Raw genomic sequence first — 16,356 nt, forward strand, 5'->3', positions numbered from 1 at the left:
ATGACGGTTCGCGGTGGCATGACGATAACTTCGTCATCCCGCTGCTTGTTAGCGGGATCTGCTGAGATACCGCGAATGAATTGCGGTATGACGTAGAGCTCGCGTCAGCTACTTTGATGACACCATTTACTGTCTTTAAAAATGAATGTTCTTACAATTGTGCGTCATGCGCTTTATTAAATATCTTACTTAAAAATCTAACTTCTTATTATACAAGAGATAAGCAATTCACTAATGATGAAAAATTACGAAAAGGGGCATAGAAAGCGCCTAAGAGAGAAAATTATTTTAGATAATGGACAATCATTACTTGATTATGAAGTTTTAGAGCACATTTTATATTCAGCATACAGTAGAATTGATGTAAAGCCGATAGCAAAGAGTTTGATAGAAAATTTTGGCAGTTTGAATAAAGTTTTTAATGCTGACCTGGAAGCACTGCAAAATGTTGATGGTGTCAGCAATGCAGCAATATCTGCCATCTTTTGTGTGAAACAAGCCTTTGTTCGTTCTGCAAGAGAAGAAATAAAAGACCTGCCTATAATCGATAACTGGGAAAAATTGCTTGATTATTTAAGAATAAGCATAGGAAGCCTCAATAAGGAAAATTTTCGCGTCATCTATATGAATAAAAAGTATCGTCTAATAGCGGAAGAACTGCAAAACGTTGGTACAGTAGATCAAACTCCTCTTTATGTCAGAGAGATCATCAAGCGCGCACTTTTGATTGGTTCAACATCCATTGTAATATCTCACAATCATCCAAGCGGAGATACACAACCTTCAAATAGCGATATATCTCTCACTAGGCAACTAGCAGAAGCTTGCCAAAGTATAGGAATAGAATTAATAGACCACATTATTATTACATTCAGTAGCTATTTTAGTTTCAAGGAAAATAGGTTGTTGTGAAAGCTTTTATAGCTACAGTAACTTAGATTTACCGACAATCGTCATTCCGCTACGTGTTAGCGGCTAAGAGATACCGTGACGGGATGACGGTTCGCGGCGGCATGACGATAAGCTCGTCATCCCGCTACTTGTTAGCGGCGCGGCGGGATGACGGTAAGTTTTATTGTGGCACGATGGTGTAGTATAATGTTGGTAAACCTCAGTTACTTTAGCTATAAACGATTAAGATGAAGTTATCATATATCTATATACTTACAAATAAAGCTAATAGCACATTATATATTGGTGTAACTGCAAATTTGATCAAGAGGATTTGGGAACACAAAAACAAAATTGTTTCAGGTTTTACATCAAGATATAATGTAAATAAACTTGTATATTTTGAAGAGTTTGAAGATATAAGTTTAGCTATTGCAAGAGAAAGGCGCCTGAAAGAATGGCCAAGGCAGTGGAAAATTAATTTGATCAATCAAAAGAATCCTAGCTGGGTTGACTTATATTACTTAGCTTTAAGATAGCTATGCTGAGATCCCGCTAACACGTAGCGGGATGACGAGAAAGGAGTAGCGGTATGACGGTTCGCGGCGGCATGACGAGAAAGGAGTGGCGGTATGACGGTTCGCGGCGGCATGACAGTTAATTAATTCGTCATCCCGCTACTTGTTAGCGGGATCTATCCGCAGCGGTATGACGTAGGACTGCTGTCATCCCGCTGCTTGTTAGCTGATGAGATACCGCGAATGAATCGCGGTATGACGGTTCGTGGTGGCATGACGGTTCGCGGCGGCATGACAGTTAATTAATTCGTCATCCCGCTACTTGTTAGCGGGATCTATCCGCAGCAGTATGACGTAGGACTGCTGTCATCCCGCTGCTTGTTAGCTGATGAGATACCGCGAATGAATCGCGGTATGACGGTTAAGTAAGGGATCTATGCTAAGAGATACCGAGGGGTATGACGTAGTAGCTATTTCTTGTAATCAAGTTTCATCAAAAGTCAGATTGCAGAGTTAAATCTTCCACCCAAATAACCACACACTCTACTTGCTTGTTTGGATATATTTCTTGTACTAAGGTTTTATAGGTCAGCATTTGCTTTTTTACTTCATTTAATAAGGAAACAGAAACGTTACGGTGTGATTTATAGTCAATTATGATCGCTTTATCTTGCGTTATGCATAGCCTATCTAGTCGTACTAATACTGGTTCGCCATCGATTATTCCACTCAGTGTAATCTCTGATTTGCCTTCTAAGTCAAACAAATAGCCATATCTTTCATTAAAGGCCAATATTTTACTGTAAATTTCATCCTTATCTTCACTGGTGTTTATATTGTCAAGATATTTTCTGACCCAGTTTTTTCTCCTTTCTTTTTCTATCTTGGGCATATATTGTAATATGCTGTGAATTATCAGACCTCTTGTATAACCATCTATCATCCCAGTGCTCCTTTTTTTGTCATCCCAGTGCTCTGACACTGGGATCCAGAAATTAGATTCCAGCGTCACGCGCTGGAATGACGAAAGAGAGTGCTGGAATGACACCGGAGAGTGAGTAGCTGATGCTGGTTCTCCTTCTTTTTTACTGGATTCCAGTGTCAAGCACTGGAATGACATTGATAGGTTTGGCGGAAGCGAAATGACTGGAACGTCAAAATAATCACGTTTTTTATAAATGTAAGGGTAGTTTGCGTTCACACATAGCACTTCAACTTTTTCTTTAAATATTGGCTGTAAGTATGCTTGTTTCTTTTCATATGGTTCTCCATACTGAGTGATTAGATCATACCAAGAGCCCTTTTGCACTGGCTCTTTACTTAAGATGTATAACTCATCTTCAGCACGTGTGAGTGCTACGTATAATAAACGCAAATATTCGTTATAATCCTCTAGTTTTTTCTCTCTTTTTACTTGATCACAATAAGCGTTATTGTTTTTTCCACACCAAAATGGCACTTCCGTTCCATCAAAGATAATGCTTTCACTGTTTCTTGGCACTGTGTTTGTATCAACCAAAAATACTATGGGAGCTTGCAGACCTTTTGATTTGTGAATTGTCATTATTCGCACAGCATTGCGTTCTGATTGCATATCATTCTTAATCTCCGGGTTATTCTCCTTGATCCACTGAACAAACGCTTGAAGAGATGGGTTTTCAAATTGCAACACAAGGTTCATAAATTCGTCTAGAACCTCGAAGCACTCAAGACCTAGCCTTGCAGCAAATTTCTTCTTACCTGTACGCAATATATGTGTAAATAGTGCAAGAGGAGACTCTATGCGAGATAAGTTAATGAGATAGTTTAATTCACTATAGATAACCACAGAATAATCCTGAATTCTTTCCCATAGTGAATGCTCTTTACGGTCATATGCAATGTTAAATAAATCATCCTCGGTAAAATTGAATAACGGTGATTTTAAAGCATTTGCAAGAGCTAGATCATTTGCCTGGAGGAGTAAAAATTCGGCCAAAGCTATTAAGTCCTGCACGGCTATATAGTCCATAATTCTAAAATAATCTCGGCCTACAACTGGCACGTTTGCTTTTTTAAGTTCGCTTATTATGTAATCAACTAACACGTTTCGTTGCCGTACCAGAATCACAATATCCCTTGGCTCTATATGGCGATCTTTAGCGACTAAAATCCGCCCTTCGTTTAACCAATTGTGAATTCTGTTGGCTATTGTTTGAGCAAGTAATCGATCTGTTATTATATAATTTTCCCTGCATGTCAGAGGAATTTGTAAAGCTCGCTGTTCTTTCTCTTTACACTTTGGTAACGCTGGCCAAATTTCAATATATCCTTGATCATTTTCTCTATGTGGAACATGTTTTATTTCATTATCAACAAAAGATATTTCTGCGCGGAAGTTGTTAAATATTCTATCTACAAGCATTAAAACTTCTGGAGTTGAACGAAATGACTTTTCAAGTTGGCATGATATCCAATCTCTGCCACCAGTTTTCGTATGAAAGTATTGTTGCATGTAGTTGAATAGATGGGGATTTGCTCCTTGAAATCTGTATATGGATTGTTTTACGTCACCAACTACAAATAAGGTTCGCTTTTCATCATTACCGGCAAAAAATTCATCGCAGAGATTTGTTATAATTTTCCACTGACTGATGCTATTGTCTTGTGCCTCGTCAACAAGGATGTGATCTATTTTTTGATCCAAGTTAAACAATATCCAATCTTTGTAGTTTGGATTGCTGAGAAGATTTGTTGCTAAGCCAATTATATCATTGTAGTCAAGCAGTGCGTTTTTTGATTTTTCGCTACTGTATAGATCAACATATACTTTAAATATACTAAGTAAGCTACTGGTTCTCTTGAATATTTGATAAGAGTTCATGTCTTTTATATGAGTAAACACTACATTCTGAACGCTCTCTATTATTTGCTCTGCATCTCTAAATTTTTCTAAAGTACTTTTTGTTGCAATGGATGATATGCTCTTTTTTTCGTGCGATTCTGATTTGAGAAATACCTTGGCTAGGTTTTCTATTTTGGTGTCATTCCAGCGCGTGACGCTGGAATCTACACTTCTTTTCTTCTGGATCCCAGTGTCAAGCACTGGGATGACAGTAGAATAAAGTATTTCACTATAACTCTGATCTCTTTTACTGCCTTCACTTAATATCTCGGCTAATCTTTTTATGTGCTCAGTCGTTTCACTCTGTAAGTCATGAATTTCATCTGGAGCACTGAGTTTATCTTTGATATATTCTGAATCATTTTCTGATATCGATCTTTTTATACATAAAGTATAAAGCAAATCGCGTAGCTTATTTTCATCAAATTCAGCCGCAATAAGATTGATATCATCCTGCACAGTTTCGTTATGAAGCACTTTATTGAATATGATGGAATGTAATTCTTTACATTCACTCAGCGTACAATTTGGGGCGATGCCAGCTTCTATGGGAAAGTTGGAAATTAGTTTGTAACAGAAAGCGTGTATGGTTTGTATAGTTAGACCAAGATTTTCCAATTCAGAGAAAAGCCTTCTTGCTCTTGTTAAGTGACGATCAAGTATTTCACCTTCTTTTGTCATCCCAGTGATCGACACTGGGATCCAGGTTTCTTTTTTTCTGATTTGCAATAGGTCTAGTTGTTCCAGATCCATTATTAATTCACTTTCTGAGCATATTGCCCACTTACTGAGTATGCTGTGAATGCGATTCTCCATCTCGTTTGCTGCAGCATTGGTGAACGTTAAGCAGAGAATATTTCTTTTGTTTTCTAATAAAAGTCTCAATACTCTGTCTATTAAGATTTTTGTTTTGCCTGTACCAGCGGACGCATTTACCCATACAGAGAAATTGGGATTTATGGCATTTGATCTCATCAGAAGTGCGAAAACCTTATAGAAGTTGACTAAAATAGCATTATACATATAATGTAAAAATAATCTTAGTGAAGATATATAATGAAAAGTTTTTGTGTAAAGGCGCCTGCAAAAATCAATCTTTTTTTGCATGTTATAAATAAGAAGGAAACAGGATATCACTTGATTGAAGGTTTATTTGTCTTTGCTAATCTCTCTAATTTTTTGGAAATAAAAGTAGGTGAGAAGGATTCTAGATACGATAACTCTACAGTTGAATTTGTAAATTCCGAACTTAGAATTAATAACAGGTACAACACCGTAATGAGAGCAGTTAATCTATTGCTTAGATATGCTCCTGCGCGAACTAAAGTCATTGTAAAGGTTGTGAAAAATATACCAATTGCTGCGGGTTTAGGCAGTGGCTCCTCAGATGCTGGAGCTGTGGTACGCATACTAGGGAAGCTGTGGAAGATTGATAGGACGATTTTAAATGAAATAGCTTTAAGCGTTGGTGCTGATGTTCCTGCGAGTATAGATAGCAAGCCAGTTTTTGTTAGAGGTATTGGTGAAGAGTTGTGTCCCATAAAAAAATTCTCTCTACCCACAAATATAGTACTGGTGAAGCCGAAAAAAAAGTTTTTGAGCACACTAGAGGTATTTTCCAAACATGAAGGAGAATTTTCTGAGCCAATTAAATGGAGCGATGACGCTGAAAAGGATTTGTTGAAGCTTCTTAAAGAGACGAGAAACGATCTTCAAGAGATAGCAGTAAGTCTTGTACCTGAAATTCAGGATGTGATATCAACACTTGAGTCACAAGAAGGCTCTATACTTTCTCGCATGTCAGGCAGTGGTGTATCATGCTTTGGAATATTCGATAGTGAGGAAAATGCAAAAGCTGCTGCAGTTAATATCAGAGAAAAGCAACCAGAATGGTGGGTATGTGACACTCAATTAATAGTTTGACTTTATGCCCTTAATTTCCGAGAATAAAAATCTTATAAATGGTTACAGGGAAGGAAAATTTTTGGTGAATAATAGAGAATATTGCGGCTCAATTATAGTTTTTCCTGAAAAGGTGATTAAATTGAAAGAAAGTGATATAAATAGCAAGGAACATTTTAAATCTTTTTTAACAGAGGAAATAGAAATTTTGATAATAGGTACTGGTAAAACACGCAATATACCAAGTTCTTCAGTGAAGTCCTATCTTATGGAACAAAAAGGTTTAAATTTTGAATTTATGACAACCGGTGCAGCATGCAGAACCCATAACGTTTTAATATCCGAAGATAGATTTGTTGTCAGTTATCTAATAGCCATATAGCATGCTTGAAATGTTTACCCAGGACTTTTTCATTAATAGTCTAGTTGCAGTAGTCGTAATTAGCCTAGTAACAGGCGCTTTAGGATCGTTTATGATATGGCAAAGGTTATCTTATCTTGGTGATAGTTTGTCCCATTCTTCGTTGCTTGGTGTTGCACTTGCTTTAATCTTTAAGATTAGCCCATCGCTTAGCATAATGCTCATTGCAATTACATTTGCTATACTACTTTCTCTTAATTTTAACAGATTATATTCTGCTGATACGATATTGAACATTGTTACCAATGTAGTTTTATCATCGAGTTTAATACTTATGTCTTTTCTTCCATCGGGCAATAATAGTATTATTAGCTCACTGTTTGGTGATATATTAACGCTCGATCAAAGTGATATAATATTGATTTTTTTAATCTCTGTAATAGTTACTTTGATATTAATATTTAGATGGCGTTATTGGTTAATGATTTCAATTAATCAAGATTTAGCAGTAGTTGAAAAGATTAATGTTAATTTTGTTAGACTAGAATTTTTAATCACTCTTGCTATATTTATAGCAATTGCTGCCCAATTAATAGGAATATTACTCATTGCTGCATTTTTGCTAATACCAGCAGCATCTGCAAGGCTCATTTCGAAAACTCCAATGCAGATGATTATTGTTGCAACAGTTTTTTCTGTGATTTCTGGGATATCAGGTCTGATGTTATCTGCAAGTTTTGATTTGTTAACTGGACCTGCAATTATACTTGTTGCAGCCGTATATTTAATTATCGCTTATTTTATAAGGTTAGTATTAAGCAGGTTGGCTTGATTTTAGTCTCGAATGTTAATAATTTTGTAATATACTCATTATAAAACATCACTATCTTAGCACAAAATAGTCTTTGCTATATTATTGTTTATGTGCTAATGATAAGCTGTTAATTTTATGGAGTAAGCAATATGAGCGAAGAAGGATTTTTTTCCAAATATATATCTCAACCTGTGAAAAAATTTTATAATTATATTACAGGAAAAACAGAAGAGTCGGATAATGTGCAGAGTACGGCAGATGATGTGCACAATATTGCGCAAGAAAACTCAGAGTCTTTGGATACTCATGTACAATCAAATGAGAATGATATCATATAGATGGCATGAGGGTCATACCATCCAAAGTTAAAAAATTCCTAGAGAAACCTGATGCTTTAAGTGGTGTGTTAATTCATGGAAGTGATAACAGTAGGGTTGGTTTTTATGTACAAGAAATAATTGCCAATTTGGATGAGTATTCAGTTCAGGTGATGGATTTTGCAATAGTGAACAAGTCACCCGGTTTACTGTTTTCTGAATTGGCAAACATTTCGATGTTTACCAGCAAAAAATTAATTAAGCTGATAAATGTGAGTGGAGGTATATCCAAAGAGTTAAAAAACGTATTGGATTATAACGCAAGTGGTCACTATGTAATGATGGTAGCAAGTGATCTTCCATATAATTCTGCGACTAAAAGTTATATGGAGAGTTCAAAAATTTTTGGTGTGATTGCTTGCTATAAGGACAGCAACAGCAATCTTTATGACATTATATCAAGTTACTTAAAACAAAATGATATAAAATGCACAAATGAGATAATCTACCATTTGCAATCTTACTTTAATCATAGCAAGCTGCCTATATGTTCAGAACTTGAGAAGTTAGTTTTGTACTTAGGGGAGAGAAAAGACCTAAAACTTACTGATATAGAATTATGCTTTTCAACTTCCGGCAACGACTATGCTACACTTGATGATCTATGCTCTGCCATAGCAAGTAAAGATATGTCGCGCTTCATTAGAATTTCTGATGCGTTGATATCGCAAGAAAATTTTTCACCGATAGCGCTAATTCGCATTATATCAAATTATTTCCTACGCCTTGAAAACGTTTTGCTGTCAGTGCAAGGTGGAATGAGTGAGCAGGATGCGATTGATCAGCTAAGCCCTCCATTGTTTTTTAAACAATTGCAGAGCTTTAAATCTCATTTGAAAAGTTTGCAACTTTCAGAACTTAAAAAGATTTTGGAAGAATTGATAAGCTTAGAAGTTACCTGTAAAAAAACTGATTTAGATCATAAAATGATTTTTCAGCAGGTGATTTGTCATATTACAAATACAATTACTTGCTATAGCTAACAAAGATAAGGTGTAACCAGACTGCATTCTGTGATTTTTAGCAAAACATGATCTTTCATTTGAGCTTTCTTCAATTTAAAATAAATACAGAAAATTGCTGCCTATAGCTAAACTGACTTAGATTTACCGACAATTTGAAAAACCGTCATTCCGCTACTAGTTAGCGCCGCGGCGGTATGACGGTTCGAGGCGGCATGACGATAACCTCGTCATCCCGCTACTTGTTAGCGGGATCTATGCTAAGAGATACCGCGGCAGCATAGCTATAGCTATCTTCAAAAATATGGTTGAATAATTGTTAATAATAGTGTATAATTATTAATATTTTCAAGCATTTTTGCCATGGCTCTTTCAAAATTTCTCGATCCTCGCAATGATTTGTGTTTCAAAAAAATCTTTGGAACGGAAAAAAATAAGAATATCCTGATCCACTTTTTGAACGATATTTTAGGGTTTACTGAGATAAATGCAATACAAGAAGTTGAGTTTCTTAGCACTATTATGGATCCCGAAGTTGCCTCTGATAAACAAAGTATTGTTGATGTTCTCTGCAAGGATTCTCACGGAAATAGATATATAGCAGAAATGCAGCTCGCTAGAGACAAGGGCTTCGAAAAACGCGCTCAATTATATGCCGCTAAAGCCTACTCAAGACAATTAGATAAATCTGGCAACTACATTGATTTAAAGAAAGTCTTCTTTATTGCTATATCAAATTGTAACTTACTTCCTGAAGAAGTTGATTATATTTCTACTCACAATATACGTGATATAAAAACTAACGGCCATTACTTAAAAGATTTTCAATTTATCTTTATAGAATTGCCCAAATTTTCAAAAAGTAAAGTAGAGCAGTTAGAAAGTATAGTAGAAAGGTGGTGTTTCTTTTTTAAATACGCAGAAGAAACAACAGAAGAGGACTTAAAAGAGATAGCAGAAAAAGCGCCAATAATAAAGCTAGCATATGATGAATTAGACAAGTTTCGTTGGAACGAAAAAGATTTAGTAGCTTACGAAGAGAGAATAATGGATCTACGGAAAGAAGAAGCCATTCTTGAATACAGACTTGATCTTGCTGAAGAGAAAGGTAAAAAAATTGGTAAAGAGGAAGGAAAAATTGAAGGGAAAATTGAAGGGAAAATTGAAGGGAAAATTGAAGTCGCAAAAGCAATGCTGGCTAATAATGTTGATGTCAACACTATTGTCAAGTTTACTGGCCTTTCTATTAGTGAGATTGAAGAATTAAGTGGAAATCTGTGAACGGTTACACTTGGAAAACCTTTGTGGCATAATTTAAGTGGGCAGCGTAGTCTACGATTACCGCATAATTTACTATATAGATATTCCAGAACATATAGACTTCAATTGAACACAGAAAAGATTCTTATCAAAGTTAATTACCCTTATTGTCAATAACTATTAGCTACACACCAGTTCTTGTTAAGTTACAGTAAAGAAATGAGTCATATATAGCTAAACTGACTTAGATTTACCGACAATTTGAAAAACCGTCATTCCGCTACTAGTTAGCGCCGCGGCGGTATGACGTGTTGCTTGGGTCAGCTATAGCTAAAGTAACTTAGGTTCACCGACAATCGTCATTCCGCTACTAGTTAGCGGAATCTATCCGCAACGGCATGACGTGTTGCTTGGGTCAGCTATAGAATATAGATCAGAAGTGACAGAGCTTAAAAAAAGGCATAACATTCTTAATAAACGTAAAAAGCTTTATGAAAATCAGAGTTGGAGTAATAGGCTGCTTAGGCAGAATGGGCAAGAAAATACTCAATGAATTAATTACAAATGCCGAAGTGGAAATAGCAGGTGCTGTTGCCCGTTCAGGCAGTAAGTACATAGATTCAGATATTGGACCAATTATAGCCAATCTAGGAATCAAGGTTACAAGTTCTATTAGTGGCATATTTGAGTTATCCGACGTTGTAATAGATTTTACAACTAAAGAATGTATGTTAGACTGCCTTAAAGCAGCTGTAAAATTTAAAACACCGCTGGTTAGTGGCACAACTGGAATAGAAGGTGTCGATTTGAAAGAATATGCTGCTGAAGTTCCAATATTATGGTCAGCAAATATGAGTGTTGGGGTTAATGTGTTGCTGAAATTGGTAAAAAAAGCTGCTGAGCTTTTAGGTAATGAATATGACGTTGAGATTTGGGAAATGCATCATAACTTAAAAAAGGATTCACCATCTGGAACAGCTATAGAACTTGGCAAAACAATTGCTAACGCTTCAAAAGTGGATTTTCAGTCCAATCAATATTTACATAGTGGTTCAAACATAAGAAAAAAGGGGGGAATAGGTTTTGCAGTATCTCGTGGAGGTGGAGTAATAGGAGATCACAGCGTGATGTTTGTTAATTCTGATGAACGGATAGAACTAAACCACAAAGCAATTGATCGCACAACATTTGCTAGAGGAGCTGTTCAAGCAGCAGTATGGCTATATGAAAATAAAAGAGAAATTCCGGGGCTCTATTCAATGCAGGATGTGATATGAGCAATACACGTGCCTCTGTTAAAGATTTAAATCTCTGGTATGGCTCTAAGCAAGTTTTATTCGATATAAATTTGAATATTTATAAAAGAAAAGTTACTACTTTTATCGGACCATCCGGGTGCGGTAAATCAACATTTTTGCGTTGTTTTAATCGTATGAATGACTATGTACCTGGATGCAAAACTGTTGGTGAATTAGATATCGATGGGCTGGGTGATATATATTCACGCGATATGGATGTTGTGCTACTCAGAGCAAAAGTTGGCATGGTATTTCAAAAGCCAAATCCTTTTCCAAAATCAATATATGACAATGTTGCTTATGGGCCAAAACTGCATGGTATGGTGAAGGATAAGCAAAAATTGAATGAGATGGTGGAAAATAGTTTAACTAAAGTTGGCTTATGGGAAGAATTAAAAGACAGATTGCAAGATAGTGCACTCGATTTATCCGGTGGCCAACAACAGAGGCTATGCATCGCTCGCGCAATTGCAGTGAAGCCAACTATTTTATTAATGGATGAACCGTGCTCCGCTCTTGATCCAATGGCAACCAATGCAATCGAAAATCTTATACAAGAGCTGAAATTAAGGTTTACTATAATTATGGTAACTCATTCAATGAAGCAAGCTAAAAAGTTATCTGATAGTGTAATTTTCTTTCATAATGGCAGAATTGTTGAGTCTGGAAGCACTCAAGAAATATTCGAAAATGCTCAATCTCCCTTAACAAAGGAGTATATCCTGGATCATTAGGTTTCTGTCATCAAAGTAGCTTGGCTACTTTAAAAAATGTATCCGTATGCCGTATTTGTCATTCAGCATGGTAGCGGTTGGATCATTCAAAAAATACCACTTCATTCTTTTTGCTTCTAACTTTTCTATTTTTTACTGTAAATTTTTGCAGAGTTCTCTCACATTTACTCTCTGATTACCTTTTTGTCTTGCTTTGTTTATCTGTTTTAACGCTCCACTAAACGGATACCCAATTGTTCAACACTGTCTATTTCAATTTGTAAAGTGTCCTTTATAAACTTATCAGCCTGGTCTGTACTCATAAAAACTGTATGTTTATTGGGCATTAATTTTTCTATAGTGGCTCTATCTTTTTCGTCATATGTATATTTAAGAAGCTCATCAATTTCTTTGTCCTTCAGATGAGATGTGCAATTATAGCTATGCTTTTTGAGATCCAGAAATTTAGCAAAGCTATTACAATCGTTCTCATGGTGAAAGGTTACATTTATACCTACTATTTCGTCCGTTTCTTGCAACTTTCCATCTTTAGCTATCTGTGCCTTAGCAAGCGCAACTGTAGGTTTATGGCCATAATTTGCTCCAATAATCCTTCTTATTGAGTGCTCTATTGCCATTTTTGCACTTTGGGATTTTCATCGAACTCTTTCAAAAAATTAAGGTGTAAGTTAATATATTCAGAGTATTTCAACCTGTGTTTTTTATGTATAGTTGGTTTGCAGGGCAGTTCATTTGTAGGTGACTTATAGCTTGCAAGAAGCAACTTTTGTTCATACTGTTCATTATATTCTTTTACCCCTTTAAAATGTCTTTCATATTGAGTCAATCCATCTTTTCCTTTTTTCTCCATCCTTTTCAAGAATTCCTCTGCTGGCTCTTGTTTAGCTGGAATAATTTTGCGTATAAACGGAATTTGTTTTTGCAAGCCAACCCAATATGGTAAGCAGACAACTTTTGCATCTTTCGAAAATAGACCTTCTAATTTTTTCACTGCATTGTATAAGTTTGCTGATTCTGGTTTATAATGCCCACTATTATTGTCTATATAAGTTATTTTACCATTTACCACTTTTATTAAACCAGAACATAAAACTGGCCTACCACCTGCAAGAGTTGAATGACGATAAGCCCACTCGTTTTTATTAACATTAATATGTTCATGAGTTACCAATCTGCCATCAAGCGTGATCACATAAGCTACACAACCTTTTTTACCCTTACTAATTTTATCAGTTGTATCATATAGCTTGCCTTCTAAGTCGTATAACCTTAGTTCCCCATCTTCCTCACCAATAAATTTGCTTTGATCAAACTGTTCATCAGAGTTAAAATACTTAACCTTTGTATTAGTTCTAGGAATTTTTCTTCCTTTAACTCCAACTTCTGAAAATAAATTATAGCGTGGAAAAAAATATGTAAATTTACTTTCTATCCAGTGTAAAATTCTGTTTATAATACCAAAAACTTTTTTGTTACCTAAATCAATAGAGAGTTGCTGTTCTTTTGGTACTGTTTTATGATTGGACTTTGTACCAGATTTGCCAAATTCTTTGGCAGCATATTTAAACTTTTCTAGTAAATATTCCTTACGCTCTTTTGATACTGACATTTTTACCTCACCAACTATTATTTTATTTTATATTATTTTAGACAAAAAGTCAATTTTTCTTAATATGTTAATAAAATGAAACTTGAGTGAGAAATATTTAAGTAATAATTTTCCGCCACAAACAATACTTTCTTTGTTTGCTAGTGCAATAGAAGTCTAATCTACTTTCAATTCCCCAGTATGTAAACTGCGCGGTAAGGACTCTAATTCCTTTGCAGTACTTAAGTTTTTATTTTTTGCATGTATACCAAGCTTATTGAATTCTCGGGCAGCAGGAAACACCCTTGCTTCAAGCGAACCAGCAGTTTTATTATAATGATCGACAGCACTTTTTAAGCTCCTGCGCAAATTATCAAAGTTTTCGCCCATTGTGCAAATGCGCTCATATAAAATATGACCTAGTTCACTGATTTTCTTTGCATTTTCAGCTATCATTTCTTGCTTCCATCCATATGCTATTGCTCTCAGCAACGCAATTAGAGTGATCGGTGTTGCAATGATCACTTTTTTTTCCACTCCAATCTCTATCAAAGCAGGCTCATATTCCAGTGCTGCGCTAAAAACCCCCTCCCCTGTTAAGAAAAGCACCACAAGTTCTGGCGTATTTTCAAATTGATTCCAATACTCTTTTTTACCCAAGTCATTTATGTGTTTTTTTATTGCCAGGGAATGATTCTTTAATTTCTCCTTTTGTATTTGCAAATCATTTTGTGATATAGCATCCATGTAAGAATCAAGCGGCACTTTAGCATCTATTATTATTTGCTTTCCAGATGGCATTTTGATTATTAAATCAGGACGCAATAAATTATCCTCGTTTTTATCAACCACTGACTGCTGAGTAAAAAAATCGCAATATTCAATCATTCCTGCCATTTCTACCACTCTCTTTAACTGCATTTCACCCCATTTTCCTCTAATGTGGGGCTTTCTCAAGGCATTAGCAAGGCTAGAAGTTTGGTTCATCAGCGCTCCAATTTGCTCCTTTAAACCTTCATAGGCCCCTACCCTCTCCTTTTCTAGCTCACGTATTTCATTATCGAATTTTTCTAATTTTTCTTTTATTGGCGTTACAACTTCGTTGATCGTTGCTTGTCTTTTTTTGAAATCGCTTTCTGTTTCTTTTAATTTACTATCAATTACTTCCTTTGCTAAGTTCAGAAAATTATTGTTATTTGTCTGCAAAGCATCAAGAGAGAGCGCTTTAAAAGTGTTTGTTAATCTCTCCTCTGCTTTTGTTAGTAATTCTATTTCCTTTTTCTTTTCCTCACGTTCTTTTTGCAGAGTTACTTCAAGCTCTGCTCTTTTGACCCTTAAATCAACTATTTCTTCATTCTTTGTAAGTAAAGTTTGCTTTGTTTCTTGAAGTTCTTGCTCTAATTTACATAAATTACCCTCAAGGTTTGCTTTCTTTTCGCTCAGTTTTTTTACAATAATGTAGAAAAATAGTAATAGAGAGACAACCAGAGCTATAGAATTGAAAAGCATCAGAATAAAAAAACTGCGTTTACAATTCTATATGATTTTTGTGTGTATAGCTATAAGTAACGACGTCATACCGCACACAACTGTACGAATGTCTAGTTTAGTTATAAAATGTATATAAAATATTAACCGCTGATGTCATCCCAGTGCGTGACACTGGGATCCAAATTTTTTAGACTGGATCTTATGGTCAAGCCCACAGATGTATGAACATTGTCTACCAGGAGGGTGTCATCCCAGTGCTTGACACTGGGATGGCTTTGTTGCATCACACTTTATGAGATGGTGATTTATGGTAAATTCATGTAACTATCTCAAATTTAGCCATACCAATATCAGTGAATTTATTAAGCAAATAGCATTTGATTAGCAGTTCTTTTTCTCGATTTATCTCAGATTTATTCCTAAAACTAAATCCGAATATTTGCTTTAATCTTGAGAAAAACCCTTCAATATAAGATCTTTTCCCATAATTTACTTCTTTTTTCCATTCTTTCATGCCATCTTCACCGTATAATTTTATTAACCTAATAGCAGCATTCCTGTCAGACATATAATCTATTTCTGGATGTTCTGCCGCATTGTTTATTGGTGGAATTTTTGTCTTTATATCATATTCGTTACACAACTTATAAAACTTGTGCCTATCACATGCCCTATCTGCATATAGTACTTTTATGGCATGCTGAAAATCAACTTCTTTTAGCAAATCACAAGCTCCATAGTGATCAGAGTAGACACCGTTACTGTATTTTACAGCTATGGCTTTTTTGTTGTTTATATTCAACATTACGTGCAATTTTCTCGTTTGCTCATAGCCACGATATTTTCTGTCAGTGCTATTTTCCTTGCTGTGTGTTGTTGTATATACTAATTCCTGTACTGTCTATAGCAATTTCGATATCTTCCATATTATTTTTATCAATTCTGCAATCATTTATCTTAATATTAAGTTTCTTTTGATGCTTGTGAATAGCTGATAACTGCCAAATCTCTTCCTATTTGTTGCAAATACCCTTTTATAAACCCGACTGTTTGTCTTAAACCAATTCTAAAGAAACTGACGATTATATGCACCAAAATCACAACTTTATCACTATAAATATAGTTGCCGCCCTGCATTTTTGGACAATTCTCGTACCAATTTTCTATGGCGTCATTGATATAACAAAAAATGCTTCCTCTTTCTTGGAGAAATTTGTTATATTCATGGCAGTTACTGACTCTCATTTTTTGTGGCATATTTTTTCTTCAACAGTTA

General features: G+C 35.4%; 12 protein-coding genes and 2 pseudogenes. 10 read left to right on the plus strand and 4 right to left on the minus strand.

The annotated features are described in order from the left end of the window. Positions 1–237: 237 nt before the first annotated feature. Positions 238–912 (plus strand): RadC family protein, encoded by a 675-nt coding sequence (radC, locus tag OOK84_RS02925; protein ID WP_264732553.1) that lies wholly within the window; start codon positions 238–240, stop codon positions 910–912. Positions 913–1,139: 227 nt separating this feature from the next. After that, positions 1,140–1,430 (plus strand): GIY-YIG nuclease family protein, encoded by a 291-nt coding sequence (locus OOK84_RS02930; RefSeq protein ID WP_007549156.1) that lies wholly within the window; start codon positions 1,140–1,142, stop codon positions 1,428–1,430. 472 nt (positions 1,431–1,902) lie between these two features. On the opposite strand, the gene OOK84_RS02935 is transcribed toward OOK84_RS02930, so the two are convergent. Continuing rightward, positions 1,903–5,268, minus strand: a complete 3,366-nt coding sequence (locus tag OOK84_RS02935; protein ID WP_264732411.1) for a UvrD-helicase domain-containing protein — start codon at positions 5,266–5,268, stop codon at positions 1,903–1,905. Between the two features lie 81 nt (positions 5,269–5,349). On the opposite strand from OOK84_RS02935, the gene OOK84_RS02940 reads away from it, so the two are divergent. The 8 genes from OOK84_RS02940 (at position 5,350) to pstB (ending at position 12,001) form a co-directional block, all read left to right on the plus strand. Next, positions 5,350–6,216, plus strand: coding sequence for a 4-(cytidine 5'-diphospho)-2-C-methyl-D-erythritol kinase (locus OOK84_RS02940; RefSeq protein ID WP_264732413.1), 867 nt, complete (start codon positions 5,350–5,352; stop codon positions 6,214–6,216). A gap of 4 nt (positions 6,217–6,220) precedes the next feature. Further along, the gene (locus OOK84_RS02945) at positions 6,221–6,577 is read left to right on the plus strand and encodes an Mth938-like domain-containing protein (protein WP_253307338.1); all 357 of its coding nucleotides are present in this window, start codon (positions 6,221–6,223) and stop codon (positions 6,575–6,577) included. Position 6,578: 1 nt separating this feature from the next. After that, positions 6,579–7,388: a metal ABC transporter permease gene (locus OOK84_RS02950; RefSeq protein WP_253307337.1), complete on the plus strand. Its 810-nt coding sequence runs from the start codon at positions 6,579–6,581 to the stop codon at positions 7,386–7,388. 131 nt (positions 7,389–7,519) lie between these two features. Beyond that, positions 7,520–7,708: a hypothetical protein gene (locus OOK84_RS02955; RefSeq protein WP_096618007.1), complete on the plus strand. Its 189-nt coding sequence runs from the start codon at positions 7,520–7,522 to the stop codon at positions 7,706–7,708. A 5-nt stretch (positions 7,709–7,713) separates the two neighbouring features. Next, positions 7,714–8,730, plus strand: a complete 1,017-nt coding sequence (gene holA / locus OOK84_RS02960) for a DNA polymerase III subunit delta (protein ID WP_264732416.1) — start codon at positions 7,714–7,716, stop codon at positions 8,728–8,730. 342 nt (positions 8,731–9,072) lie between these two features. Further along, entirely contained in the window at positions 9,073–9,990 is a 918-nt protein-coding gene (locus OOK84_RS02965; RefSeq protein WP_264732418.1) for an Rpn family recombination-promoting nuclease/putative transposase, read from the plus strand. Between the two features lie 470 nt (positions 9,991–10,460). Further along, positions 10,461–11,246: a 4-hydroxy-tetrahydrodipicolinate reductase gene (gene dapB, locus OOK84_RS02970; RefSeq protein ID WP_253307334.1), complete on the plus strand. Its 786-nt coding sequence runs from the start codon at positions 10,461–10,463 to the stop codon at positions 11,244–11,246. After that, complete coding sequence (gene pstB, locus OOK84_RS02975; RefSeq protein ID WP_253307333.1) at positions 11,243–12,001, plus strand: phosphate ABC transporter ATP-binding protein PstB; 759 nt, start codon at positions 11,243–11,245, stop codon at positions 11,999–12,001. Before dapB ends, pstB begins: the two co-directional genes overlap by 4 nt. A gap of 206 nt (positions 12,002–12,207) precedes the next feature. Here pstB and OOK84_RS02985 read toward each other — a convergent pair. From OOK84_RS02985 to OOK84_RS06855, 3 genes and pseudogenes are all read right to left on the minus strand, one after another. Beyond that, positions 12,208–13,610, minus strand: a pseudogene (locus OOK84_RS02985) (hypothetical protein). 156 nt (positions 13,611–13,766) lie between these two features. Then, positions 13,767–15,098: a DNA recombination protein RmuC gene (locus OOK84_RS02990; protein WP_264732426.1), complete on the minus strand. Its 1,332-nt coding sequence runs from the start codon at positions 15,096–15,098 to the stop codon at positions 13,767–13,769. 298 nt (positions 15,099–15,396) lie between these two features. Next, positions 15,397–16,337 (minus strand): annotated as a pseudogene (locus OOK84_RS06855) (IS5 family transposase). Between the last annotated feature and the right edge of the window lie 19 nt (positions 16,338–16,356).

This window comes from Wolbachia endosymbiont (group A) of Sphaerophoria taeniata (genome assembly GCF_947250735.1).
In the GTDB taxonomy this organism is placed as follows: Bacteria; Pseudomonadota; Alphaproteobacteria; order Rickettsiales; family Anaplasmataceae; genus Wolbachia.